Annotated in this window: 20 protein-coding genes, 1 tRNA gene, 1 pseudogene and 1 riboswitch; of the genes and pseudogenes, 7 read left to right on the top strand and 15 right to left on the bottom strand. The window is 53.7% G+C overall.

The genetic code is table 11. From position 1 onward, the window contains the following. Positions 1-6 precede the first annotated feature (6 nt). The 9 genes and pseudogenes from QQ91_RS04695 to QQ91_RS04655 all read right to left on the bottom strand — a co-directional run bounded on the left by QQ91_RS04695 (position 7) and on the right by QQ91_RS04655 (position 10,412). Positions 7-555: an NADH-quinone oxidoreductase subunit B family protein gene (locus tag QQ91_RS04695; protein ID WP_166280615.1), complete on the bottom strand. Its 549-nt coding sequence runs from the start codon at positions 553-555 to the stop codon at positions 7-9. Next, on the bottom strand, positions 543-1,259 hold the full coding sequence (gene hoxU, locus QQ91_RS04690; protein ID WP_166280613.1) for a bidirectional hydrogenase complex protein HoxU: 717 nt from the start codon (positions 1,257-1,259) through the stop codon (positions 543-545). Before hoxU ends, QQ91_RS04695 begins: the two co-directional genes overlap by 13 nt. After that, positions 1,259-2,851, bottom strand: coding sequence for a NuoF family protein (locus tag QQ91_RS04685; protein WP_166280611.1), 1,593 nt, complete (start codon positions 2,849-2,851; stop codon positions 1,259-1,261). The genes hoxU and QQ91_RS04685 overlap by 1 nt, the downstream gene beginning before the upstream one ends. 361 nt (positions 2,852-3,212) lie before the next feature. Continuing rightward, a complete protein-coding gene (gene hoxE / locus QQ91_RS04680) occupies positions 3,213-3,776 on the bottom strand; it encodes a bidirectional hydrogenase complex protein HoxE (protein ID WP_166280609.1) in 564 nt (187 codons plus the stop codon). A 222-nt stretch (positions 3,777-3,998) separates the two neighbouring features. Continuing rightward, positions 3,999-4,835 carry an ABC transporter ATP-binding protein gene (locus QQ91_RS04675; RefSeq protein ID WP_166280607.1) on the bottom strand — a complete coding sequence of 279 codons (837 nt, stop codon included), beginning with the start codon at positions 4,833-4,835 and terminating at the stop codon, positions 3,999-4,001. A gap of 67 nt (positions 4,836-4,902) precedes the next feature. After that, a pseudogene (locus QQ91_RS04670) lies at positions 4,903-5,703 on the bottom strand (nitrate ABC transporter ATP-binding protein); the annotation flags it as partial. A 3-nt stretch (positions 5,704-5,706) separates the two neighbouring features. Continuing rightward, positions 5,707-6,540: a nitrate ABC transporter permease gene (gene ntrB / locus QQ91_RS04665; protein WP_166280603.1), complete on the bottom strand. Its 834-nt coding sequence runs from the start codon at positions 6,538-6,540 to the stop codon at positions 5,707-5,709. Between the two features lie 106 nt (positions 6,541-6,646). After that, positions 6,647-7,960: a CmpA/NrtA family ABC transporter substrate-binding protein gene (locus tag QQ91_RS04660; RefSeq protein WP_166280601.1), complete on the bottom strand. Its 1,314-nt coding sequence runs from the start codon at positions 7,958-7,960 to the stop codon at positions 6,647-6,649. Between the two features lie 553 nt (positions 7,961-8,513). Further along, positions 8,514-10,412 carry a chloride channel protein gene (locus tag QQ91_RS04655; protein ID WP_166280599.1) on the bottom strand — a complete coding sequence of 633 codons (1,899 nt, stop codon included), beginning with the start codon at positions 10,410-10,412 and terminating at the stop codon, positions 8,514-8,516. 157 nt (positions 10,413-10,569) lie between these two features. Between QQ91_RS04655 and QQ91_RS04650 the strand changes: the two genes are divergently transcribed. Beyond that, positions 10,570-11,409: an alpha/beta fold hydrolase gene (locus QQ91_RS04650; RefSeq protein ID WP_250833260.1), complete on the top strand. Its 840-nt coding sequence runs from the start codon at positions 10,570-10,572 to the stop codon at positions 11,407-11,409. Between the two features lie 146 nt (positions 11,410-11,555). Here the strand turns inward: QQ91_RS04650 and QQ91_RS04645 are convergent, their stop codons facing one another. Further along, on the bottom strand, positions 11,556-13,979 hold the full coding sequence (locus QQ91_RS04645; protein ID WP_166280597.1) for a DUF11 domain-containing protein: 2,424 nt from the start codon (positions 13,977-13,979) through the stop codon (positions 11,556-11,558). Between the two features lie 484 nt (positions 13,980-14,463). On the opposite strand from QQ91_RS04645, the gene QQ91_RS04640 reads away from it, so the two are divergent. From QQ91_RS04640 to QQ91_RS04630, 3 genes are all read left to right on the top strand, one after another. Next, the gene (locus tag QQ91_RS04640) at positions 14,464-14,742 is read left to right on the top strand and encodes a hypothetical protein (protein ID WP_166280595.1); all 279 of its coding nucleotides are present in this window, start codon (positions 14,464-14,466) and stop codon (positions 14,740-14,742) included. Positions 14,743-15,264: 522 nt separating this feature from the next. Next, entirely contained in the window at positions 15,265-16,374 is a 1,110-nt protein-coding gene (locus QQ91_RS04635) for a sodium-dependent bicarbonate transport family permease (RefSeq protein WP_166280593.1), read from the top strand. A gap of 85 nt (positions 16,375-16,459) precedes the next feature. Beyond that, entirely contained in the window at positions 16,460-16,798 is a 339-nt protein-coding gene (locus tag QQ91_RS04630) for a P-II family nitrogen regulator (RefSeq protein ID WP_166280591.1), read from the top strand. A gap of 231 nt (positions 16,799-17,029) precedes the next feature. On the opposite strand, the gene QQ91_RS04625 is transcribed toward QQ91_RS04630, so the two are convergent. The 4 genes from QQ91_RS04625 to QQ91_RS04610 all read right to left on the bottom strand — a co-directional run bounded on the left by QQ91_RS04625 (position 17,030) and on the right by QQ91_RS04610 (position 20,745). Continuing rightward, positions 17,030-17,101 (bottom strand) — tRNA-Gly (locus QQ91_RS04625). A gap of 674 nt (positions 17,102-17,775) precedes the next feature. Continuing rightward, positions 17,776-17,867: riboswitch (cyclic di-GMP riboswitch) on the top strand. Between the two features lie 122 nt (positions 17,868-17,989). Then, positions 17,990-18,733 (bottom strand): creatininase family protein, encoded by a 744-nt coding sequence (locus QQ91_RS04620; protein ID WP_166280589.1) that lies wholly within the window; start codon positions 18,731-18,733, stop codon positions 17,990-17,992. Positions 18,734-18,877: 144 nt separating this feature from the next. Then, positions 18,878-19,198, bottom strand: coding sequence for a thioredoxin (trxA, locus tag QQ91_RS04615; RefSeq protein WP_166280587.1), 321 nt, complete (start codon positions 19,196-19,198; stop codon positions 18,878-18,880). Between the two features lie 383 nt (positions 19,199-19,581). Further along, the gene (locus QQ91_RS04610) at positions 19,582-20,745 is read right to left on the bottom strand and encodes a GuaB3 family IMP dehydrogenase-related protein (protein ID WP_166280585.1); all 1,164 of its coding nucleotides are present in this window, start codon (positions 20,743-20,745) and stop codon (positions 19,582-19,584) included. A gap of 358 nt (positions 20,746-21,103) precedes the next feature. On the opposite strand from QQ91_RS04610, the gene QQ91_RS04605 reads away from it, so the two are divergent. The 3 genes from QQ91_RS04605 to patR all read left to right on the top strand — a co-directional run bounded on the left by QQ91_RS04605 (position 21,104) and on the right by patR (position 25,412). Further along, on the top strand, positions 21,104-22,477 hold the full coding sequence (locus QQ91_RS04605; protein WP_166280583.1) for an NAD-dependent succinate-semialdehyde dehydrogenase: 1,374 nt from the start codon (positions 21,104-21,106) through the stop codon (positions 22,475-22,477). 23 nt (positions 22,478-22,500) lie between these two features. Next, positions 22,501-24,138, top strand: coding sequence for an acetolactate synthase large subunit (locus tag QQ91_RS04600; RefSeq protein WP_166280581.1), 1,638 nt, complete (start codon positions 22,501-22,503; stop codon positions 24,136-24,138). Between the two features lie 248 nt (positions 24,139-24,386). Beyond that, positions 24,387-25,412: a heterocyst master regulator PatR gene (patR, locus tag QQ91_RS04595; protein WP_166280579.1), complete on the top strand. Its 1,026-nt coding sequence runs from the start codon at positions 24,387-24,389 to the stop codon at positions 25,410-25,412. Positions 25,413-25,556: 144 nt separating this feature from the next. On the opposite strand, the gene ilvC is transcribed toward patR, so the two are convergent. Then, the gene (gene ilvC, locus QQ91_RS04590; protein ID WP_166280577.1) at positions 25,557-26,552 is read right to left on the bottom strand and encodes a ketol-acid reductoisomerase; all 996 of its coding nucleotides are present in this window, start codon (positions 26,550-26,552) and stop codon (positions 25,557-25,559) included. Positions 26,553-26,578: the final 26 nt, after the last annotated feature.

The raw sequence follows: 26,578 nt of genomic DNA, 5'->3' as shown, positions 1-26,578 counted from the left end.
GGGCTCCTAACCAAACTGAATCATCTCGCGTCCGACCATGAGGGGCTGTTCTCCCCGCAGGATCGGCTCCAGGGTGGCGCGAATGCGGTCGGCCGGTGGTGGACACCCCGGCAGGTAGAGATCCACCGGCACCACCTGATGGACCGGAAGCACTTGCTCCAGGAGTTCGGGCACAATACCGGGGGCATGGGGCAGCTGGGGAGTATAGTTCGCCAGTTCGAGATAGCCTCGCTTGAGTACCGGTTCTGCGCTGCCGAGCATGTTGCGCATGGCCGGAACATTGGCGGTAACGGCACAATCGCCAAAGGAAATGAGCAACTGGGTTCGCTGACGCACCTGCAGGATCAGATCCAGATTATCTTCATTGGCCACCCCGCCCTCCACCAGGCAGATATCCACCTGCTCAGGATAGTCCTTGATATCCGATCCCACTGGGCTATAGACCACCTCCACCTGCTGGGCCAGATCTATCAGCCATTCGTCTAGATCCAGAAATGACATGTGGCAACCAGAGCAGCCCGCCAGCCAGACGGTGGCGAATCTTATCTTGTCCATTGGTGTTTCTCCCTTGCCGTTACGAGGAAGGCTAGCTTGGCGCGATCGCCTTCTTTTTCGCCAATATCGCTGCCCTTGCGGAAGATGGCACCAGTGGGGCAGCCATCCACGCATTTGCCGCAGGAGGTACAGGCTTCCACCGCTCCCCAGGGCTGATTCATCCCAGAGGCAATGAAACAATATTCGCCGCGCTGGGCCACATCCCAGACATGTGCCCCTTCAATTTCATCGCAGACTCGCACGCAGCGAGTACAGAGAATGCAGCGGTTATGATCAATGCCAAACTGGGGATGGGAAATATCCACCGCGCGCTTGGGAAAGCGATAGGGAAAGCGCGAATGATCCATCTCCAGGCGCACCGCTAGATCCTGAAGCTCACAATGGCCATTGGCTACGCAAACGGCGCAAACGTGGTTGCCTTCGGCAAAGATGAGTTCGATATTCATGCGGCGGAAGGATTGCAGCTTCGGGGTATTGGTATGGACCTCCATGCCTTCGGCGACTTCAGTGTGACAAGCTGGCTGAAGTTTTGAGCTGCCGACCAACTCCACCAGACACATCCGACAGGCCGCCGCCGGGGAAACGCCCTCCAGGTAGCACAGGGTGGGAATTGAGATTCCGGCATCCTGGGCTGCCTGCAAAATTGTGCTGCCGGCCTCCGCCGCCACGTCCTTGCCGTCAATTTTTAGCGTTTTAACCGACATTACTCCCCCTCTCCTTCTCCACAGCGAGCTAGATATTCTGGGCGAAAGTAGCGCAGCGTACTCAGGACTGGATTGGGCGCAGATTGTCCGAGTCCGCAGAGACTCATTTCCTTAACCATGGCGCACAGCGCTTCAAGCTGATCTAAATCCGCCATTGAACCCTGATGATTCACGATTTTGGTGAGCATCTCGTGAAGCTGCACCGTGCCAGCGCGACAGGGCACGCACTTGCCGCAGCTTTCTCCCCGGCAGAAGTCCATATAAAATTGAGCAATCTCTACCATGCTGGTGTCTTCATCCATGACAATCATGCCGCCGGACCCCATGATGGTGCCCAGCTTTTGCAGGGATTCATAATCCACCGGGGTCTCAAAAAAGGCTGCAGGAACGCAGCCGCCTGAGGGGCCTCCCGTTTGCACGGCCTTAACTTGCCCTTCTACAGCCCCGCCTCCCATCTCCTCGACAATCTGCCGCAGGGTGGTCCCCATCGGCACTTCAATGAGTCCGGTATGTTGAACTTTTCCGGTTAGCGCAAAGACCTTTGTCCCCGCACTGCTGGCCGTCCCAATCCTGCGGAACCAGTCTGCCCCCCGACGAATAATGGGGGCAATGTTGGCGTAGGTTTCCACGTTGTTAATCAGGGTTGGGCAATCCCAGAGTCCTGATTCTGCCGGGTAGGGGGGGCGGGGGCGCGGGTTGCCCCGTCCCCCTTCAATGGAGTGAATCAGTGCGGTTTCTTCGCCACAGACAAATGCCCCGGCGCCAATGCGGATATCCACCTTAAAGTCGAAGCCTGATTCAAAAATTTGACTGCCCAGTAAGCCGTACTTCTTGGCTTGCTGAATGGCCTTGTTGAGGCGTTGAATCGCCAGGGGATATTCGGCGCGCACGTAGATAAACCCGTGGTTGGATCCCAGGGCATAACCGGCGATCGCCATGCCCTCTAACACCCGGTGGGGATCGCTCTCGAGAACGCTGCGATCCATAAATGCACCGGGATCGCCCTCATCGGCATTACAGATCACGTATTTTTGATCTCCCGGCATTTTAGCCACGGTGGCCCATTTAAGTCCCGTGGGATATCCCCCGCCCCCGCGTCCTCGCAGCCCGCTTTGGGTAATCTCGGCCACCACCTCCGCTGGCGTTAGCTCGTAGAGGGCTTGATACAGCGGTTCATAGCCACCTGCCGCAATGTAGTCCTCAATCCGTTCGGGATCAATCTGACCACTGTTTTCCAGCACAATGGGGAACTGCTGAGCAAAAAAGGGTTGTTGATCGTCACAGGGGGTCAGCGCCGTTTCCTCACCCTGGAGGTGTCGCAAAATGTCTGGCGCTTGCGCGGCGCTCACCTGCTCAAATAAAGCCTGATCGGTGGCCACCATGGGACCGTGGCCGCAGAAGCGCAAGCAACCCACGCTGCACAGATCAACCTCCGACTGCAGGTGCTGATGGGCGATCGCCTCCTGGAGTCGTTGCTTCACTGCCACCGCCCCAGAGGACTGACAGCCTGCGGCCATACAGCAGCGAATTCGATGTGGTTTACGGCGATTGCGCTCTTGCTCTGCCAGGTGATATAGCTCAGAAATATCCATCTCATCCCTTCTCAACAGCGGCTTGCCAGGTCCAAGCGGGATTAATCTGCAGACTGACCCCAAAATGGATCTCCCCCCAGCGAGGATTGCTTCAACCCAACTTTTGCTTCAACCCAACTTTGCTTTAGTCCAACTCTGGGTACCGCCTCTATTCTCAAGGGAATTTTTGAAAGAGGGATACACTCTTAAGGCTTACTTAAGAGATGTGAATCGATGGCTGGGGTTTTGAAATAAACAATCAGCCCGTTGTTTATCTTGAAAAGCCAACAAAGCGACGGGATCGACTAGATCTCATTGTGCGCGGGTATTCCCTTAACCCTCGGGAGACCGGGTGTATTAGGACACACCAATTAAATTAGAATCAGCGGCGTTCGGGGGATGCGGGTGGCGCATCTAGGGAACTGCTCTGGCCATGGATTGACCAAGTTTGGACGGCTTGGGCGACACTTTCTGGCGTTTGCTGGCCGGCGATCGCCTCATCTAAGACCACCGCTGGCGCAATCCCACAGGCTCCTAAGCAGCGAGCCGACAGCAGCGAGATTTCTCCATCGGCGGTGGTTTCTCCGACCTTCAATTGCAGATCGCGCTCCAGGCGACTCAGGATCTGGCTGGCGCCTTTGACATAGCAGGCTGTGCCCAGGCAAACCACGCAGCGATGTACGCCGCTGGGACGCAGATTAAACAGATGATAGAAGGAGGCTACCCCATACACCCGACTCAGGGGCAGCTTAAGCTGGCGGGCAATGTAAAGCAGCACTTCGTCTTCCAAGTAACCAAAGGATTCCTGTGCTTTATGCAGGACTTCAATGAGGGCATCGGGCTGATAGTGGTTGCGCTTGAGGGCAATATCCAGGGTTTTATATTGCCGAGTACAGCGATCGGGGGAGACTGTAATGGTAGAAGCTGGACCTTGTCGGGTTGGCATACAAAACTCCCTGGGGCGATCGCGGATCAAGGCAGCGATCGCGTTTCCTGAACCATCATGGGACTCTTAACATCCCAACGCTATTCTCCGATGAGCCGATGGGAAGTCCCAGGACTCTTAAGGCTTATTTAACACGGATAAGATTGATCCGCGAGCTTTGCCTTCTTCAGCCGCAAGTGGTCCGAAAGGCTACGGACCCCTCTCGGGGGCGGGGATCGATCGTCAACTTTCCTGGTGGGCGTGGCGATGGAACAGAAAGTCCAGCGCAAAGTTGCGCAGTTCTGCATAGTGGGGGTCATCCAAAAGCTGGTCGCGATTGCGGGGCCGAGGAAAGGGAATCGATAAATCTTCGCCCAGGGTTGCCATGGGTCCGTTGGTCATCATAATCACCCGGTCGGCTAAAAAGAGGGCTTCGTCAATATCGTGGGTCACCATCAACACGGTACAGCGCTGTTCCCGCCAAATCTCCAGCAATTCGTCCTGCAACTCCTCGCGGGTGATTGCATCTAGGGCACCAAAGGGTTCGTCTAAAATCAGCACCTCGGGTCGAATGGCCAGGGCGCGAGCGATGGCCACTCGCTGCTTCATTCCCCCGGACAACTGCCCAGGGCGACGGTGAGCGGCTTCTGTTAAACCCACCAGGGCCAGGTTCGTCCAAACAATTTCTGCGCGGTCTGTCTGGGAAAGTTGAGGATGAACTGCCCGTACCGCGAGATCAATGTTTTCAAAGGCTGTTTTCCAAGGCAGGAGTGAATAGTTCTGAAACACCACCATGCGATCGGGGCCGGGCTGGGTAATGGGGGTTCCATGCAGAAGAATCTGACCGTGGGTGGGCTGGCTAAAACCGGCCACCATGTTCAAGAGCGTGGACTTTCCGCAGCCGGAATGGCCAATCAGACAGATAAACTCGCCCGCTTGAACCGTAAAATTGACATTTTCAAGGGCGGGATAGGCGCCCTTAGGTGTGGGGAACACCTTGTAGACGCCCTCGAAACTTAAAAAAGTTGCCGGCGCATGGGTTTGCTGATCCAGGAGAGCGGGATTAGGGGAGTAAATCATCGAAGCACACCGAAAGAAGGACAAAGAAACAGGATGTCTAGGCCACCTGGGGCGCAACTGGACGAGTGGGCGGGCGGCGCTGGCGGAGAGACCGCTTCTGCTGATTGAGGAAATCAATCATGGTGTGACGCAGGGGATAGTAGTCGGGATGGTTGACCACCTCCAATCGGTGGCGAGGACGGGGAATATTTACGGACAAAACCTTGCCAATCTCAGCATCAGGACCATTGGTCAACATCACCACCCGATCCGATAGCAGCAGGGCTTCATCAACATCGTGGGTCACCATTAGGGCGGTCACCTGATTTTCTTCGCAAATGCTCATCAGCTGTTCTTGCAGGTGACCGCGCGTTAGCGCATCCAGGGCCCCAAAGGGTTCATCTAGGAGCAGCACCTTGGGCCGCAGGGCCAAAGCCCGTGCGATGGCCACCCGTTGCTTCATTCCCCCAGAGAGTTCCTTGGGGTACTTATGGGCCGCCTGGCTCAGTCCCACCATGCGAATGTGATGATCTACAATGTCCCGACGCTCGGGTCGAGAAAGATGCTTCAGGACCGAATCCACTGCCAGCACAATATTTTGATGCACAGTTTTCCAGGGGAGCAAAGAGTAGTTTTGAAACACCACCATCCGATCCGGGCCGGGAGCTGTAACTTGACGACCCTCTAAAATAATCCCCCCTGAGGAAGCACTCTCCAACCCAGCCACAATGTTGAGCAGTGTTGATTTGCCGCACCCGGAGTGGCCCACCAGGGAAATGAACTCGCCCTGCTGAATGCGGAGGGCAACGGTGTTGAGGGCACGATAGCGATCGCCATTCGGGAGTCTAAATTCTTTATCGATGTGGTCAATTTCTAGAAACGCTGCCATTTCCTAGGCCTCCGCAGATAATATACGACCGATCCAGGCCACCAGCTTGTCGAGAAGTAGGCCCACCAGGCCCACGTAAAGCAGTGCCAAAATAATTTCACTGATCAAAGAGCTGTTCCAGGCATCCCAAATAAAAAAGCCAATCCCCACCCCACCAATCAACATTTCCGCCGCCACGATCGCGAGCCAGGACAGCCCAATGCCAATTCGAAGTCCGGTAAAGACATAGGGAACCGTAGCAGGCAGCAAAATATTGGTAAAGTAGTCAATCTTAGAGAGCTTAAGAACCTTAGAAACGTTCTTATAGTCTTCCGGAACCTGCTGAACCCCCACAGCGGTATTAATCAAAATCGGCCAGATTGCCGTAATGAAAATCACGAAAATTGCCGAGGGTTCATTATCCTTAAGAGCCGCTAGGGAAATCGGCAACCAAGCCAAGGGCGGTACAGTTCTCAGGACTTGAAAGATGGGATCGAGGGCATTGTACAGTAGCCGGCTGGATCCCACTAAAACCCCAACAAAGATGCCGGCAATGGCGGCCAGGCTAAATCCGACCGCCACTCGTTTGAGACTGGCCAGGAGTTGCCAGAAAAGACCCACATCGGTGCCCCCATTATCGAAAAAGGGATCCGTAATTAGCTCCTGGGTCTCGGATAAAACCGTCAGGGGAGCGGGAAGGGGTGGGTTTTCCCCCGAACACAGCAATTGCCAGAGGGCTAAAACCACCAGAATGGCGCCTGTGGAGGTGGCTACTTTCAGAAGGTTTTCGGCGGTGATCCATCGAGAAAAAACTAAGGGAAGACGAGTGCGCGAACTTCGGTAGGAACTGACAGCCATAATCAAACACCAGTAGCGTGAACAAAGGATCACATCAGGGATATCCCACCCGTGATGAAAAGGAAATGGGCAGCTCAGGAGAGTGAAACTGCCCTACCCAAACTCGTTAAGCCTTCTTGATTTTGAGGGTCTTGAGATATTCCGCCGGATTTTCCGGATCAAATTGCACCCCATCGAAGAAGGTCTCTACCCCCCGAGAGGTACTGCTAGGAATCGCTGATTCCTGCCCAATGGCCTGGGCCGCTTCCTTCCAAAGATCCTCCCGGTTCACCTGGTCAATGATTCCCTGGAGATCTTCATCGGGCTTAATTTTGCCCCAGCGTTGGTTTTCCGTCAGGAACCAGAGATCGTGGCTTTTATAGGGATAGGAGGCGTTATCTCGCCAGTACTTCTGCATGAGCTGGGGATTGTCAAATTCCCGTACAGCAAGATTAAACTTGCCTTGGGATCGATCGATAATGTCGTCGTAGGGAACCTTAAACCACTCCCGCTTCGCCAGAATTTTACACATTTCCGCCTTGTTGGCATCATCGTCACACCACACCTGTGCTTCGAGGACCGCAGACAGCAAGGCTTTGGCCGCCTTGGGATGTTTCTCAATCCAGTCGGTTCGCATTGCAAACGCCTTCTCTGGATGATCTTTCCAGAGTTCGCCGGTGGTTAATGCTCCATATCCCACCGTTTGATTGACGGTTTGCAGCGGCCAGGGTTCTCCGACACAGAAGGCTTCCATGCTATTTACCTTCATATTGGCCACCATTTGGGGCGGCGGAACCACAATCATGGAGACATCCTTCTCCGGATCAATGCCGCCAGCCGCCAGCCAGTAGCGCAGCCACAGATCGTGGGTGCCGCCTGGAAAGGTCATGGCACATTTCACTTCCTTGCCGCCTGCTTTAGCCTTAGCAAAAGCTTCCTTTAGAGGACTCGCGTCGGTCTGCACCTTTAAGTCTTTGTAGCTATTCGAGAGCAAGATTCCCTGACCATTCACGTTGAGTCTTGCCAGGATGCTCATGGGGACCTTCTTGCCATCGGTCACTAATCCTAGAGAAAGCAAGTAAGGCATGGGGGTCAGAATATGCGCTCCATCAATGCCACCCCCCCCTGATCCCAGGACGATATTGTCCCGCGTGGCGGCCCAGGAGGCCTGCTTGACCACCTCCACATCCGGCATTCCATACTTGGCAAAAATCCCCTTTTCCTTGGCAATAATCAGCGGTGCCGAATCGGTCAAGGCAATGAAACCGAGTTTTGCCGTAGTCACTTCTGGGGTTTCGGTTGATCCCACTGGAGAAGGGCTGGCCGCAGACCCTGCTGTATCCGTCGATTTCTCGCCCGACGAACAGCTATGGAGCAATAGGGTTGCAGCAGTTGTTGCCCCTGCTGAGATGAGAAACTTACGACGAGAAAGCCTGGACATGGTTGATTTTTTGTCTCCTAAACAAAACTAAGGTCAATGAACTGCAAAAAATACTGCCATTCAACCCTTGCCATCTCAGCCAATCCCCTCCTCACTGGTGATATCAGACCGTGGGCCGGTCAGATCCCATGGCCTCTATCCGGGGGGATTCCTTCAGATCGCAATAAGGAAGATAGCTTCAGGGGTGTGTTGCCTGATCCAGGACAACTCGACAGGTAAATAGCCCTGAAAGGTGGCATGACAATCCCGGCAAAACTCCCAATTAAAAGCACAGATAATCAGGGTTATGGAACTAGAATATGTCAGAGCACTAGAAAAGCCAGCGAAATCAAGCGAAGCGTTACACTAACTTGCCTTTACTCCTTTTTTGAATTACCGAAGATTGCTAATCATCCTAGCCGTAGCGATCGCCGTAATTCGTATTCGTTAATACCAAATTCTAAAAAAATAGGCGGTGGTGCCTCAGAAATATGCAGGATATGCATAGAGATATGAGGATTTTGCAAGATCCTGGAGCCGACTCTTTCACGACTGGGCCTTCATGATTGGGTCTTCACGACTGGGCCAACAGCGATCGCACTTTAATCCAGTCGGTCGCCAGGCTCATCTGGTGCCGATCCAGGATTCCCAGGACTTGGCGAGGACTGTCTGGGTCGACGACGGGTAAGCTATGGAGTCCCCGCGCGTTCATCCGGGCCAGTGCCGCAGACATCGACTCCTGGGGATAGGCGTAGAGCACCTCTGCGCTACAGAGGGTTTCTAGGGTTGGAGGGATCGTGGCGCAGGTGTTGTTGTCCTGATTAAACTGACGCAGAATATCCGTTAAGCTCAGTACGCCTAAGAGCTGCTTCTGATCGCCTAGAATCATGGCGGTATTCACCTTTGCTGCCAGCATTGTCTGAGCCGCCTCCGGCAGAAGCAGGGTCACGGAAAGCGTCACAAACTGCGTTGCCATAAAATCTGCCACCTGCACCTGATCCAGCCAGTCCTGGGGGTTGGTGGTTTGTAAGCCAATGCCCATCTCCGGTAACGCCAGCTTGTCCAGCTTTGGCAAGGTTTGGGCCCGTTCCACCAGCCAAACCGTAACGCCCACGGCAGCCATCAAGGGGAGAATAATTAAATAGTTGCGCGTCAGTTCAAACAAAAGCAAAAGGCTGGTTAGAGGCGCCCGCGCGCTGCCCGCTAGCACTGCGGCCATCCCCACCATGGCATAGGCCGCCGGTGGGGCAATCTCCGCTGCGATCGCTGGGGGGGCCAGCCCATTCAATGCCACACCATAGAGATCCCCCAGACAGGCTCCCAAAAACAGCGCCGGGGCAAAAATGCCGCCCACCAGTCCGCTTCCCAGGCTCAGGGCCGTTGCGATGAGCTTACCGGCCAATAGCAGCAGCAGAAAGGAGACGCTAAAGGCTTGCTGCTGCAAAATGTCGTCGACGGTGCCGTAGCCCACTCCCAGAATTTGCGGCAGTCCCAGGGCCAAAAGCCCCACCCCGGCTCCGCCAATGATCGGTGTCCAGGGCGAGGGCAGGAGGGGGAAAGCCTGGCGGGGCCAAATTTTGCCTTGAAAAAGCTGCTGGAAAAATTGAATGGCCTGGACATAGGTCAGGGACACCAGACTGGCTAAAATTCCTAAGCCCAGATAGCAGACCCATTCCCAGTTGCTTAAGACCTGATAGGCCGGTAGATCAAATTCGGGCTCCACCCCAAATACGGCCCGAGCAATGAGTGAAGCTGTGACGGCCGAGATCAGCAGCACACTGGCACCTTGAGCATTAAAGGACTGCGGCAGGACCAATTCCAAGGCAAAGAAAACCCCGGCAATGGGCGCATTAAACCCCGCCGCCAGACCCGCGGCGGCCCCCGCTCCCAAGAGTAAACGATAGCGTTCCTTCGACACCTGAAAGGCCTGTCCTAACAGGGCACCCACGTTAGCACCAATTTCCGCACTCGGACCTTCGGTTCCCAGGGAGGCCCCTGTCCCAATCGAGGTGGCCGCAGCCAGGAGTTTCAGCAACGGACGAAGGATGGAGGCAGACTGCTCGCGGTTGTCGCTCAGGAGCGTTTGCAGACTTTGACCCAGCAGAATGGGCTGTTGCCAGCGCATGAGACTGACCAATCCACCCCCTAGCAGGGGGAGAACGGGCAACCACCAGTGAGGGTGCTCTGGAGAGATGGCCCATAGGCCGTGTAGCCCCGTCAGTTGAATCAGGGCAATGAGGGTCCGCAGTCCAGCGATCGCAACGCCGGTGCCAGCGCCAATTAAGCAGGCCGTCAGCAGCAGCAGGGCTTCGGGTGTAATCCGAATCCGGTTGATAAAAGCCGTCAGACGGTAGATTAGAGCTAGTCGGACCCCATCGTTCCACGAAGGAGCCCTTTGGGGAAATTCAGGGGGGAGGATCTGCGGCGGTGGGACAGACATCAAGGGCAGCTGCAATGGGGTACGACTGATCATAGCGCCGCTGATGAGTCGCGGCTCTCCTGCTTGATCGCCCAATTCGTCCAGCCTAAAATTGCCGCCTGATCGCGGGTAGATTCAGCGGGCAAAGCAGGGGCATGCCTCTCTCCGTGGTCTAGGGTAAACTGCTTGGAGTTAAGGGTGAGGCACACTGGTGGAATTAAAACGACACACCCTCTCACGGGTGGATGGACCGCTATCCTACCTAGACGGTGGAGCCGGAAAGCCAGTTGTGATGCTCCATGGTTTGGCAGATCATGGCCTTGTTTGGGCGGATCTGGCTCAAACCTTAATGCCTCGATATCGATGCTTTGCGCCAGACTTACGGGGCCATGGTCTGAGTCTCAAGCCAGAGATCCCCTCCGCCTACCTGGCTTCAGAGTTTGTCAAGGATTTAGACGCCCTTGCAGAGATCCACCAATGGTCTGACCTGCAGGTGATTGCTCATTCATGGGCTGCCAAGGTGGCGCTGCTGTGGGCGAAAACGCGGCCAACTCTCATTCAGCAACTGATTCTTGTGGATCCATTTTTTGTAAATCAGCTGCCGAAAATTCTCCGTCCGACCTTACCACTGATCTATGGCACCTTGCCCTTCTTGAAGGTTCTTGGTCCCTTTCCCAGTGCCCTAGCGGCAGAACAGGTCGCCCGCAGCTTGAAGCAATATCGAGGCTGGAGTCCCCTGCAGCAAGAGGTCTTTCGGGCCAACCTGGAACAAAAGGCAGATGGTCGCTGGGGAAGTCGATTTGTGCTTGCAGCGCGCAACGGCATCTTTGCAGACTGTTTTCAAACATCAGGCTTAACGGAGCCGTTAGATGTTGCTACGGAGATCTTCCTTCCTGCGGCCGGGTTGAATCGCCTATCATGGCAAATCCAGCCTTACCGGGATTATCTATCCTGCTTAAGCATTCGCAGAATCTCTGGAAATCACTGGCCCCATTTGGTGACCCCGAAGGCTTTCAATCTGGTCGTCCAACAGAGTCTGAATCCCGGATAGGTCTGGAGAAATTTCGCCAGGAGAACTGGTCTCGATGACGTCTCATCCCAGGGAAGATGAGCCCAGATCCTGGTGAACTGAAGAATTCCTTCGCGCCGCGGCGCAAACGGATCTCATCCGTGGACAGCCCCGCGACTCGTCAGCCCTTAGGGATCGACTGTTGTGGTAAACCGAATAAAGCCATAGGAATCAGTGGGGGTACCCGGTCCAGTCGAGGGGGGCAGGTTAGGCTGGTTGGGGGTGCCGACGGTCCCCGTAACGTCAATAACCAGGGTGCCATGATCGTTGCTGCCCTGCAGGTTACAGTTACTGGGAGTAATACCAGGAGGAACAAGCTCGGCGCGATCGCCAGGATCATTCATTGCGCTCAGGTTGTAGGTGGTTCCCGTTGCGAGGTCGCCAAAATGAAGTTGCAGATCAACGCTGCCGGAGTTGTAGCTCCCGCGCTGGAAGCTTTGGCCCGCTTGGAGGCGATCGCAAATGCGCACCCCCTCCGCCGGAGTATTCCCCGCGCTCAGGAAGTAAACGGTATATTCAATCGTGTCACCGGGCTTAATTGGACCGGCATTGATCGCCCCCTTCAGATAGCCAGGCGGCCACCCGGAGGCATTATCATCGGCCTGATAAGCGGAGACTGTATCGTCCACAAACTGATCCAAGGGAGTGTTTTGATCGTTGGGGTTGAGGGGGTCGCCTTGAATGGCAGTAATTCTTTTGACGATTAATATATTGGGCACCGGCGGGGCGGCCGCCACCGACATGCTGTCCTCCTTGCTGTTATTACCCGCGCCTGTCCGATTCACATCGTTGGGGTCGGTAATATCAACGGGGCGCAATATAGTTGCGGAATTGATGATAGTCCCAGAGCTTGCGGCAGTTCCTCGAACGGTATAGGTTGCCGTGGCGCCATTTAATAAACTCACAGTAGTGTCAATATTGTTGCCCGACCCACTCGCGGCTCCACAACTGTTGCCTGCCACTGCTGAAGAAACCGCACAGGTCCAGGTCACTCCCGTTAAAGAAGCTGGCACCATATCGATCAACTGAGCATTCACCACATCGCTAGGACCATTATTTCTAACCACGATGGTATAGGTAACGAGGTTACCGACATTCACACCCGTGGGAGCGTGGGTCTTACTCACCACTTCCAGATCGGCTTCCCGAATCTCAATGCCACCACTCAGGGGAACTCTATTGGATGGATAGTAGGCCCAGGTATCTAAACCCTTATTGTTTCCAAAGTTGCTGGTCCAGGAATGGACCCCAGCACTGCTATTGACGCCATTTCTGGCCTCGGCCCCTCCCACCGCACTGTCATCAAAATAGACAAAAAACGGATCCGGGGTGGGAGTTGTGGGGGGAACAGGATTATTTAAGCGTTCGATGGTTAAACCACTGGGGTTTTGCTCTGCATCTAAGAGCGGGAAATGGATTTCTCCTGCATTGAGAACGATTTGTCCTCCATAGGTGCCACTCGTTGCGGGAACCGGTGTGCCCGTATTATCTCTTCCATCCCAATAGATGGTGTTACTTCCAACGGTGGCAAATCCGATCAGAGCCCGATCAATTCCATTTCCAAAGATTCCATCCCGATTCAGGTCCAAAATAATCTGAAATTGCCCCGTTACATTACTATCAAAGCTAAAACTGCCTCCCAAAGGACTGGTTCCGGCTTTCCCGATGGTGCCCTCAATGCCCGAAAATCTGAAATTGCTCGGGATTGGTGGCGTGGGATTTTGGTATAGCCATGTTTCACCACTGGGGCTGGCGGCGGTGGCCCCCATGGTGGAATCAGGGGGATTAAAAAAAACTTTGTGGGTCACGTCATTGCCACTATCCGGAGTGGTGGGGTCGTGAACAGAAACTCCAGTTTCAAGCCCGGTGCCCCCCGGAAACAGAACCGATCGATATAAGGGTTGGTTCGTACTGGAGTTTTTAAAGCCAGCATTGTTGGCAAAAAACACAAATGTGTACGGGTCTAAGTTTCTGGGATTCACCCGATATTGATAGCCTTCCTTGGTTTGCACATAGAGCAGTGGCCTAAAACTGGCTCCACTGGGAGGCATGCGCAGGGCCAGGCTATTTGAAAAAACGCGGCCTGTTAAGGAAACGCCTGAACTATTTCTGACCGTTGCATCCCAAGCAGCCACCCATCCCACATTATTGGCTTGGGTCCAGTTTCCATCGGCACTAATGCCTGTGGGATTATTATCGGTGGTGGGACTCGGACTGACAAAGTCGATTTCCCAGATGCCCTCGTCACCTGGGTTTACAGAAATGACGCAAGGGGTATAGCCGTTCGTATTGGGCGCTGGACCGGCCAGTTCCTGCGTCCGCGAGAGAATGATGCCAATATTTGTGGGACAACTTCCGGCTGTCCCGGCGGGAGAGCGATAGTTAATGACGCCAGACCCAAGGCCGTTAGCGCTCGATCCCAAATTGATCGTCTCGCCCGACCTTGCATAGACCTTAATAATCGTTTTGAGGGGAATGCTCCCAATGGTGGGGCGGCTATTGCTACTGGAGTGAAAGAGCAAAAAGGCCCGGTTTCCTCCTTGCGTGGTCAACTCTCTGCTTCCCTCTGCAAGGGCAGATTTTGTTGCACAAGCCCAAAGGACGAGGATCAGGAAAACAAGACGACCCTGCCATTTCTTCGTCCATGAACCTGGGGGTTTGTACTCCATTGCTGACCATGACCAATACCTTCCTTTCCAGAATTCCCAGAACGCTGAGATTCAGTGCAGCGATCGCGCTGTCCCCGTTCAGACCCGATTATAAGTTGCGGTTATCACAGGATTTAGCAAGTTTAAGGCAATATTTTCCAAACAATGCTGTTTGTTAGTCAGGTATTGCATAAACTTAAGGATATGGTGATCGCTTAAAGTATAGGCTTATATCTATGAATTTTGCGAAGGCAGCTCAACGACCCAACCTCTGCTCTCAGGTTGCTATCCCCATCCCCCAGGTGAATTTTCGGCAGGCGTTCCATGCAGTGTGTCACAGCCAAGCGGCCTGTAAGCGATATACACAATCCGCAGGGCGTCAAAAACCATGAAGAGCTTTGAATCGAGGCAGTCACAGCCAAAACTGGAGGCGGATCAAGGATGGGTTGTGCAGGTCTATGGCCCTAATCGCCGCTTGCTCTGTGTTTTAGAATCCTCCCACGGCTGGATCTTCTTGATCGGTTGCGCAGTGGGGTTACTGCTTTCAGTCCTTTGGATCAACGCTGCTCGCTACCGTCCTCCCTTAGCGCCGACCCCACCTCAGAAATCAACCGTGGAGTCACCCAAGGAATTACTCCTTGAGACACCTGCGCTGCAAGTGGATTAATACCGCCCCTCATGCAATCAGGTTCATGCTAAGCGATAGCCAGGTGCTGGGGACAATCCGGCCCGTGGGCGTTAGTTCCAATGAATCTAGCCTTCAATGCTTCTGGCCTGCAATGACTCTGGCCTTTAACGACTTTGGCCTGCAATGGATCATCTGGCACCAGAGTGTTTTTCTAGGCAGGTAAAGTAATATCACGACTCAGGAGGTGGTCAACCCCCCAACAGAGACAATGAAGGGCATTGGGCTCCGGACCCCAGAGCCTGTGCCTGGATTGCCCCTGCGATTGCCATTAATGAGAAGGAGGGGTGGGAATCGCCAAACAAAAGAAAAACTTATGATTTGAATTTGACATTAGGTTCCAAATCCATGTTGGTGAGCGAAAAAATTGGTGCACTTCAGGATAGACTTAAGCATATAAAGATTTAAGTCTTGATAGACAAAAATCTATGAAAAGTGGTGCCAAACTCTTAAGCATTCATTTATTGCGCTACTCCTCGTTAGAGAACCCCCAAGGAGGTATCAGTGGATTTTGTATCCCTTTTTATAACGGACTTCATTAAGCAGTTGCAGTCCCCAACACTCGCTTTTTTGATTGGTGGGATGATCATTGCTGCGCTCGGGAGCGAATTGATTATTCCTGAGTCGATTTGTACAATCATCGTCTTCATGCTGCTCACCAAAATTGGTTTGACAGGTGGGATTGCCATCCGTAATTCCAACTTGGCAGACATGGTATTGCCCATGCTCTGTGCGGTTGCTGTCGGGATTGTGGTTGTCTTCATCGCGCGCTACACTTTGGCCAAACTGCCCAAGGTCAAAGTTGTTGATGCGATCGCGACTGGGGGACTGTTTGGAGCCGTGAGTGGCTCCACGATGGCTGCAGGATTGACGGTTCTGGAAGAACAAAACATGTCATATGAGGCATGGGCTGGCGCGCTCTATCCCTTCATGGATATCCCTGCCCTCGTGACTGCAATTGTTATAGCCAACATTTATCTCAATAAGAAGAAGCTTAGAGAAGCAGCTTACTCGACTGAGCAACCGGTTGCAGCTGGCAATTATCCAAATCAAGAAGCTTACCCCCGTAGTCGGCAGGAGTATCTCAGTCAGCAGCAGGGGGGCGAGAATAATCGGGTCAAGATCTGGCCGATCATTGAGGAAAGCCTTCGGGGTCCTGCCTTATCGGCGATGCTGTTAGGTCTGGCCCTTGGCATCTTCACCCAGCCGGAAAGTGTCTATGAAAGCTTCTACGATCCCCTCTTTCGCGGCTTGCTCTCGATCTTGATGCTGGTCATGGGGATGGAGGCTTGGTCCAGGATTGGCGAACTGCGCAAGGTGGCCCAGTGGTATGTCGTGTACAGTGTGGTAGCACCGTTTGTGCATGGGCTGATCGCCTTTGGTCTTGGCATGATTGCCCACCAAACCGTGGGATTCAGCCTGGGCGGCGTTGTGATTCTGGCTGTTATTGCCGCCTCTAGTTCAGATATCTCCGGTCCACCCACGTTGCGAGCGGGTATCCCGTCAGCCAATCCTTCCGCTTATATTGGGGCCTCCACCGCCATCGGTACGCCGATTGCGATTGGCTTGTGTATCCCGTTTTTCCTCGGTCTTGCCCAAGCGCTCGGCGGCTAATTCCAAACGGGTCGTGGTCTGTCGGCGCTCTCGCGGCTCGGCAGACCTAGTAGATTAATGTACAGATGTCAAAAAGGTAACCAACATGGCCAAGCCAGCCAAAAAACTTGTCATTATCACAGAAAAGATTCTGCTGAAAAAGATCGCCAAAATCATTGAAGAATCTGGGGCGAGTGGTTATACGGTCTTAGAGACTGGCGGTAAGGGCAGTCGCAACGTGCGCTCGTCGGGACAACCTAACGTTTCTGATACCACGGCGAATATCAAGTTTGAGGTGCTTACCCCCGATCGAATTATGGCCCAGACTATTTCGAATCAGATCGCAGCGAAGTTTTTCTCCGATTATGCGGGCATGATCTATCTCTGTGACGCGGAGGTCCTGTACGGGGAAAGTTTCTGCGGACCAGAGGGCTGTGGAATCTAGATGCCGCAGCTCCAAAAAGCCGGGTCATGACCCGGCTTTTTTAATGACCAAATTTGTCTGACAGCCCTGAGTCCGTCGGCTTTTCAAGGTACATTGAACAAAGCCTAATAACGTAACACCCTTGCTTGCTTGGCCCAATGGACACCTTTGCTGCTGGCCACAATGAGTATCTTACTCATATCATCAAGGCCTGTGTAGCGGATTAACACTTTAGTGGTTAGTGGGACCAGAAGCGGATGATCGGACTCGAACCGACGACATTCAGCTTGGGAAGCTGACGTTCTACCACTGAACTACACCCGCACAATGGAATCAATCATCCATATCGCAATGCAATCTTACACGTTTCGCGGTTCGTCGCCAACCCCACTCATGGTTTGATCGGTGGTCAAAAGTCTTCGGGACTCGATTTCTCACCGCCGTCATCTCATCGCTCTCCGGTCAGAACTGATGGGGTCTCCCGCCGAAAAAACTAAATCTTATGGATAGAACCCAACGCAGCCGCCCCTTTCAGCACAGTGATGAAAGGAGGCTTCTGTTTTGGAGACTTCTTTTCAGAACCTTCGAGCAATCCCTCGACGAAATTCAGGAAAACTGCTAGTTTGGTTGAAAAATTAGCGAATTATCTCTAGATAAATCTTAAAAGCGCTTTTAAAAGTTGGCAGGTTCCCGTTTCAGTCGCCGTTTCAGCTCCTGGGCCAATCATCGGAACTATAGGGGGAGGGGCCCTGACCCTCTGACGATGCTCTTGTTCTTGCTCCTCCGGTGGCGTTCGGGTGGAGGAGCAGATCCCGGTGAGCCTTAAGATGTTAAGGAATGTAACGCATCTCCGTAGATCTACGTACGTATCTCTCCGTGGAGCCGTAACCGGTTGGTTGGTAAAAAAGCCGTATTGTTGCGGATTTTTGAAAATCCTGAAAGCCTTACTATATATTCAGTTGGGCTTATATCCCCCCCCACAGTAGCCCAACGTTAGTCTCCGATAAAGGCAAATTGTCTCGAAAGAGCAAGGCGCAAATTAGCAGACCTAAGCCAGTGATATTACGGTATGGATGCTGCTGATACCGAAGAGACTTTTTCTTTTTCTCTCCTTGGGTAAGATCTACCCGTGTTCCTCAAAAGCACTGCGATGTTTTGCAGTGCTTTTTCATACCTGCCTTTTCTGGAGAGCCCCCTGCCCCTATCAGAGGCCTATTCTTCAGCTAAAAATGCTTGATAGGCTGCGCTTGTTTCTGCAACGGCAACCTGATAGAAGCGCTTTCCATGCTCCGGATTGGCCAAGGCCGGATTGGACCCCATGCGCCCGTCAGGATGGCGTCGCCGGAAATCGGCGGCCCCATAAATTCGACCTGAATTTACTGCTTCACTTAAAGGGGCTGTTTTGATCGCCTCCGGATAAATAAACTGGGTGAGGGCCACCTCACTGGGGGTGGCGTGAGATCCTTCGTCATCCCCGTAGAGTTCCTTGGCCAGTTGGTAGACTCCGCGCCCCATGAACCAATTGCTCAGGCGACACTGTACGCGATCCGTGCCGTCAACGGGCAGTTCAGCTAGCGTTGCATAGGTTTCAGAAAAAGCCGCTTTCAGGGTGGCGATATTCCCCCCATGTCCGTTAATAAAGAAGAATTTGCGAAATCCAGATCGGCTGAGGCTCACCAAGTAATCTCGAATCACGAGAATCAGCGTTGTTGGGCGTAAGCTGATGCTGCCAGGGAAACTGGTGTGGTGGAGCGCCATGCCCACCGGAATGGTTGGTCCAACCATGGCTCCTGTTTCCTCTCCTACCCCCTGGGCGATCGCCTCTGCACAAATGGCATCTGTGCCAATGAGCCCCGTTGGACCATGCTGCTCCGTTGATCCGATGGGCAAAATAATGCCTGGGCAGGTTTGGAGATATTGTTCAACCTCCGGCCAGGTTTGGAGATGGAGAAGCATAATGGACGCGCATTGAATGGGTGGCGAACTCCTGGGTTTAGCCACCCAGGCAACATAAAAATTAACGATGCGCCGAGTGAAGCACATCGTTAAGCATCTTCCTTGCAAAGAATTTTCCTTGCAGGGCGTCATTGTCCTGCAGGTTTAAATATATTTAGCCAAGGTATTGGCTAGCGTCGTCTTAGGAACAGCACCCACGACCATGTCAACCCGTTGACCATCTTTAAAAATCATCAGGGTAGGGATGCTGCGAATTCCGTACTGGCTCGCCACGCTTGGATTTTCGTCCGTATTTACTTTGACAACCTTAACCTGACCGTCGTACTCCTCAGAGATCTCATCAACGACGGGAGAGACCATTCGACAAGGGCCACACCAGGGTGCCCAAAAATCAACTAGGACAGGAGTGTCACTTTCAATGACTTCCTCTTTGAAAGATGCATCCGTGACTGCCGTTGCTGCCATGCCTGCACAACCTTACATATCGTTTACTTGATCCCACCATAGCAGGAACTAACCCGGTTGAGAATAAGCTCTTACGTAAAGTACAGCAACAATTTTCGTAGTTTCATTAAAATAAGAAGCCGCCCGAACATTTGTCCAGGCGGAGTGTGGTGTGAGGAGTGAGCGGAAACAAATGTCTCCGCTAATTCTATTTTAAGCAAGGACTTCCGCTTTGCCATGCAGATTGCTCAAAGTTCTCGATCTTTCCCGATAAAGAATAGCAAAGCGATATCAATATATGTGAATCGCCGGACCGTCTTTCAAAAGCTTTAGCCCTGAGGTCAGAAGAACTGCTATGGGTCTAAACAGCTCCTGGTGGGGACAACTCCGGCAGAATCAGTTGTCTACTTTCCCATTCCTAGCTTCTGGGCTTTTTGATAAACCTTGCCCTCGGTAAGCAGCGAGGGCGCAATCACAACTTCGACCTGCTGCATTTCACGAATGGTCTGGGCGCCGAGGGTTCCCATACTGGTTTGCAGGGCGCCGAGAAAATTGTGGGTGCCGTCGTCAAGCTGGGCCGGGCCGCGCAAGATCTGCTCCAGGGTTCCCGTGGTTCCCACCTTGATGCGTGTCCCCCGCGGCAATACGGGGCTGGGGGTGGCCATTCCCCAATGAAATCCCCGCCCTGGGGCTTCTTGCGCACGAGCAAAGGGGGATCCCATCATGACGGCGTCAGCGCCGCAGGCAATGCACTTGCAAACGTCCCCACCCGTGACTAGCCCGCCGTCGGCGATGACGGGAATATACCGTCCGCTCTCCCGCTCAAAATCGTCTCGGGCGGCGGCGGCATCGGCGATCGCCGTGGCCTGGGGCACTCCTACCCCTAAGACACCCCGTGAGGTGCAAGCTGCTCCGGGACCAATCCCAATTAAAATTCCGGCGGCGCCTGCTCGCATCAGCTCTAAGGTCACCTCATAGGTGACGCAATTCCCCAACACCACCGGCATCGGCATTTGCTCACAAAATTGCTTGAGATTGAGAGGGATGACCCCTGCCGGTGCCCCATGGTCCGTGGACACAACCGTACCCTGGACAAAGTACAAATCCACACCCGCTTCAGCGGCAATTGGCCCAAATTTTTCGGCAGTGATGGGGGTGGAGCTGACCGCGGCGATCCCCCCCTGGGACTTGATCTCTTGAATCCGCTGGGTGATCAGCTCAGGCTTAATCGGCTCTTGGTAGAGCTTTTGCATCAGGGTCACAAACCCATCCACATCCACCGCGGCAATCTGATCCAGAATCGGATTGGGATCTTCGTAGCGCGTTTGAATTCCGTCCAGATTCAAGACGCCAAGGGCCCCCATCTGAGAGAGATGGACCGCCATTTTGACATCCACCACGCCATCCATGGCGCTGGCAATGATCGGAATTTCGCGCTTGAGAGACCCAATTTGCCACTGCGTATCCGCCAATTGCGGATCGATGGTGCGGCAACCAGGGACCAAAGCAATTTCATCCATGCCATAGGCTCGCCGCGCCGTTTTTCCACGACCAATTTGAATATCCACGCTAAACCCCAAAGACCATTTTAGCTAGACTAGCAAAGCGTGAAATCCCCTGTCAAAATCCTGGTTTAGACGCTAGACCTTCCTAAGGTCTGTCCGAGGCGGATGGAGGGGAACCACGTCTTGCCTGGAGCAACCAGAGTGCGATAGGTCAACATTTAATCTTGTTTCCGTTTTTGGATCGGTATATCACAGGTTAATTTGCGATGATGGAGCTAAGGCGCTTCATGAATACTGTGGTGGCCCGCAATTTTATTGTAAAATTCTGGCCATTTTTAGGGATATCCTCCCAGGGATGATCCCCCCCGTCTATTCAAGAATCGCTGGATCTGTCTCATTGCAATGGAGGAGGAGGTTGAGGATGGGAATTGCCACGATCAACCCTGCCACCGGTCAACTTGAACAATCGTTTAACGCTCTAACCGCTGAGCAGGTTGCCCGCAAAATTGATCTCTCGGCGGCGGCCTTTGACCAATACCAGCGCATTCCACTGCACCAGCGTCGCGTGTGGATGAATCAAGCCGCTGCAATTCTTGAAGATGACGGTCGATCCACGGCCATGGCTCAGCTAATGACCCGTGAAATGGGAAAGCCGATTCAAGAAGCGATCGCAGAGGTAAAAAAATGCGCCTGGGTCTGCCACTACTATGCCGATCATGCTGCGGAGTTTCTGCAAGATCAGCCAGTCCAGAGTGATGGCAGTCGCGCCTGGATTTCCTTTCAACCCCTGGGGACTATTTTGGCGGTAATGCCCTGGAACTTCCCGTTCTGGCAGGTGTTTCGCTTTGCTGCCCCGGCCTTGATGGCAGGGAATGTGGCCCTGCTCAAGCATGCCTCCAACGTTCCCCAATGTGCTCTGCAAATTGAGGCCATCTTTAAAGAGGCGGGCTTTCCCTCGGGCGTCTTCCAAACTCTACTCATCCAGTCCGATCGCGTTGAGCAAATTCTCAAGCATCCCCAGGTTCAAGGGGTGGCCCTGACTGGAAGTGAACCCGCAGGGGCAAGCGTGGCGGCCTTAGCTGGTTCCCAGATCAAGCCCTCCGTTTTGGAGTTGGGGGGGAGTGATCCCTTTATTGTGATGCCCAGTGCCAACCTGGAGGCGGCGGTAAAAACGGCGGTCAAGGCTCGTATCTTAAACTCGGGGCAGTCCTGTATTGCTGCCAAGCGCTTTATTCTGGCTGAACCCATTGCCGAGGCCTTTCTCGATTCGTTTGTGGCGGCCTTTCAAGACCTGAAGGTGGGAGATCCCCAAGATCCTCAAACTCAGGTCGGCCCGCTGGCCACAGCAGACATCCTGGATACGCTGGAAGATCAGGTGGCGCGCGCGCAGCAGCAGGGAGCAAAGGCCTTGGTGGGAGGAATCCGCGATCCCCACCAATCGGGCAATTTTTATCCCCCCACCATTCTGGTAGATCTTCCCGTGGAGAGCGATGTCGCTCAGGAAGAGTTTTTTGGCCCGGTGGCCCTGGTATTTCGCGTTTCGGATATTGAATCGGCCATCCAGCTGGCGAACTGGACCGAATTTGGGCTCGGCGCGAGCGCCTGGACCCAGGATGCGGCAGAGCGCGATCGCTTTGTGCGGGAACTGGTGGCCGGATCCGTGTTCATCAATGGCATGGTGAAATCTGATCCGCGTCTGCCCTTTGGGGGAATCAAAAAATCAGGCTATGGTCGAGAACTCAGTCAGAGGGGAATTTACGAGTTTGTTAATGTCAAAACCGTGTGGATACAGTGAGGGGTGGCCCTAGGGAGGCAACGATGAATACCGCAGAATTGCTGGTGAAATGCTTGGAAAATGAAGGTGTAGAATACATTTTTGGACTGCCGGGAGAAGAGAACTTAGCGGTTCTAGAGGCTCTCCGATCCTCTTCTATCCAGTTCGTCACCACACGCCACGAACAGGGCGCTGCCTTTATGGCTGATGTGTATGGGCGGCTCACTGGGCGAGCTGGAGTCTGCCTGTCCACCCTGGGCCCAGGGGCCACCAACCTGATGACGGGGGTGGCCGACGCCAATTTAGATGGCGCACCTTTGGTGGCAATTACGGGACAGGTGGGCACCGACCGAATGCACATCGAGTCCCACCAATATCTAGATCTGGTGGCGATGTTTGCGCCTGTAACCAAATGGAACCGTCAAATTGTGCGGCCCAGTACCACCTCAGAAATCGTGCGAAAGGCCTTTAAGCAGGCCCAAGCTGAAAAACCTGGTGCGGTTCACATTGATCTGCCGGAAAATATTGCCGCTATGGACGCCACCGGTCATCCCCTGCAGGTGGATGTGAATCACAAGACCTATGCGGCCCTGGCCATTATCGAGGAGGCTGCTAGGGCGATTTCTGAGGCTAAGAATCCGCTCATCCTGGTGGGCAATGGCGTGATCCGCAGTCGAGCGAGCGAAACCTTGACCCACTTTGCCCGAACCTTAAACATTCCCGTGGCCAATACGTTTATGGGCAAAGGGGGAATCCCCTACACCGATCCTTTGGCGTTGTTAACGGTGGGTTTGCAGCAGCGAGACTACATTAGCTGCGGGTTTGACCGATCCGATTTGGTGATTGCTGTGGGCTATGACTTGATTGAATATTCGCCCAAGAAATGGAACCCCGATGCCGCCATTCCGATTATTCACGTCGGCGCAAGGCCCGCGGAGATTGACAGCAGCTATATTCCCTTTGCCGAAGTGGTGGGCGATATTTCAGACTCATTGACGGAAATTCTCCAGCGCTGCGATCGCTCCCATGCCCCTCCGCCCTACGGCCTGAGCTTGCGATCCCAAATTGTCGCGGACCATGAAGAGTATGCCCACGACACAGGCTTTCCCCTCAGGCCCCAGAAGCTCATCTATGATCTGCGCAAGGTATTAGCGGCCGATGACATTGTGATCTCCGATGTGGGCGCGCATAAAATGTGGATGGCACGGCACTACCACTGTGAGCGTCCGAATACCTGTCTAATTTCCAATGGATTTGCTGCCATGGGAATTTCGATTCCCGGTGCCATTGCAGCCAAACTGGTGGCCCCAAACCGCCGCGTGGTTGCGGTCACTGGAGATGGCGGATTTATGATGAACATGCAAGAGCTTGAAACTGCCCTGCGCATCGGTACTGCCTTCACAACCGTGATTTTCAACGATGGTGGGTATGGTTTAATTGAATGGAAACAGCAGCAGCGATATGGACAGTCCGCCTTTACGGCCTTCAGCAATCCGGACTTTGTTAAGCTTGCGGAGAGCATGGGCCTCAAGGGCTATGACGTCAAATCCGTCGAGGCCTTTCTCCCAACCCTCCAAGAGGCGCTGGTTCAACCCGTGCCCTCAGTCGTGAACTGTCCGGTGGACTACCAAGAAAATCTGCGGTTCAGTAAAAAGGCTGGAGAGCTCACCTGCCTCACCTGAAAGGTAAATATTCTTTCGGAGTTGCATTCCTGCCAGCTTCTCAGTATTTTAATCTCAGAAATTGCAGCGTTGCTCACTTCGTTTAGGAGCCTCTTGGCAATTCACTAGTTGTGCAGGAATGACCATTGTGCAGGAACATCTATATATATGAAATTCCCAATGCTCTCGATTAGGATAGAGTTCTTGCCTCTCAGTCTCGGCAGCTGAGCCTCTTAATTTAACGCGGTTGGTTTCCATCACATCGGTCTATGAGTTCTTCGAAGAAAAAAGCAACGTCCAAGCCTGCCTCCTCCCCCCCGGCACCGTCGCCGGATTCAGAGGCCGATAGGGTGGTGGGCCAAGGGTCTGATGGGGAGCTTGATCAATCGCTGACAACGCCTCAGATCAATCCGCCCGATGGAGAAGACCTTGGGCGCTCAGCGGAGGAGGATAGTGGGACGGCATCCACCTTGTTACAGCAGCCCATCCCGCCCCCGAGTGAGCCCCTGCAGTTTCGGGCAATCGGTCTGTTGCAAGGGATTTATCAGCCCTCTGAGGATCAGTTTAATCGGGGTGAATTGATGACCCGCGAAGGGTTGCACCTCGATGCGGTACTTTTGGGGCAGGTTATGAGTCTGGTTAAAAAATACCTCGACCTGGCTCTGCCGCATGTTTGGGTCGTTTATCCGCGTACGCGCGACCATGAGGCCATGCACGTGCAGATTGTTGGTGTTTGGTCGCCCAGTGGATTTGAAACGCCAGATCGCGACGATGCCTCAGAAGAGGCAGTGGAAGAGGTTGTGCAGGCCAGCCTCGATCCTCTGGAGCAGCTACAGCCTCCGCTGCAGGACGGGTTTTTCTCGATTCGTGGGCAGGTAATTCAGCAGTCGGTCGACGATCACTGGCTAGCGGTAAAAATTCAGCAAACCTCTCGCTCTAAGCCTAAAACCCCGAAGGTTTTCAAAGTTAAATTAATGGGCGATATTCCCCAAAAGCCCATGGGGTACTTTTGGGACTTTGAAGTGCTTCGTGACGGTGAGCATCTCAGGATTCAAAAGGCGACGCCGGTGGCGTTCATGCCAATGAAAAAGAAAAAAAAGAGTTTCAAGAAGCGCGCTCCTTTGGATGGGGAAGGTAAGCCTGGCCGTCCAGTGCAGAGAGAGGCCGACCCCCGTTCGGCTCGGCCTGGTTCGGTGCCGAAAAATGCTGGTGGAGATAAGCCTGTGGATAAAAAGCCTAGCGTTCCGTCTCGGCCCCTGCCAAAGTATATTCAGCCCCATTCATCCGAAGACTAGGAAATAACGGGGATCGTAAGGAGGGGATATTCCCTGCCCCAAAAGCAACAACCATTCCTGGGTATGACGGCGGTTCTTGCTTTTGGACAGGTTCCCTCGGACCCTAGACTGGGCCCAGACCCTTAGCGGCCAGCCCCGCTTGGCTTAGGCTTCTTTCATCCAGCTAAACATGGCCCGCAGATCCTTGCCGACCACCTCAATGGGGTGTTCTGCTTCTCGGCGGCGCATCGCGGTAAAGCCGGCCCCCCCCGCCAGGTTTTCCAGGACAAATTCCTTGGCAAACTGTCCCGTTTGAATTTCTTTCAGAATGGTTGCCATCTCTGCTTTACAGGCATCCGTGATCACCCGCGGGCCTCTAGTGTAGTCTCCATATTCCGCAGTGGTGGAGATGCTATCGCGCATCTTTGCTAGTCCTCCTTCGACCACCAAATCCACGATGAGCTTTACCTCATGTAAGCATTCAAAATAGGCCAGTTCAGGCTGATAGCCTGCCTCAACCAGGGTTTCAAAGCCCGCTTTAATGAGCGCAGACAGGCCCCCGCACAGCACAGCCTGTTCTCCAAAGAGATCGGTTTCGGTTTCTTCCCGGAAGGTGGTTTCCAAGATGCCAGCTCGGGTACCCCCTACTCCCTTGGCGTAAGCCATGGCGCGATCGCGGGCTTGTCCGGAACCGTCTTGATAAACGGCAAAGAGGCAGGGCACGCCTTCCCCTTGAGTATAGGTGCGACGGACCAGATGGCCAGGTCCCTTGGGGGCTACCATAATCACGTCCACGTCGTTCGGGGGCACAATCTGCCCAAAATGAATATTAAATCCATGGGCAAAGGCCAGGATTTTGCCCGCGCCTAGGTGAGGGGCAATCGACTCGGTATAGACCGCCTTTTGCACATCATCAGGGAGCAAAATCATGATTAAATCTGCGCGCTCAGCTGCCGCGGCTACGGGGTAAACCGTCAACCCGTCTGCCTTAGCCTGATGGGCAGAGCGACTGCCTTCGTATAAACCCACAATGACCTCGACGCCGCTGTCTTTGAGGTTCAAGGCATGAGCGTGACCTTGGGAACCATAACCAATAATGGCAACGGTCTTATTGGCCAAAATGTCCAAATTGGCATCCGAATCGTAGTACATCCGCGCCATAGTGGATTGTCTCCTTCCCAACTTAA

Origin of the sequence: Lyngbya confervoides BDU141951, from assembly GCF_000817775.3 — a bacterium.
In the GTDB taxonomy this organism is placed as follows: domain Bacteria; phylum Cyanobacteriota; class Cyanobacteriia; order Thermosynechococcales; family Thermosynechococcaceae; genus Lyngbya; species Lyngbya confervoides.
Note: the sequence above shows the minus strand (reverse complement) of the source record. Positions and strands in the feature narration are given on the sequence as shown.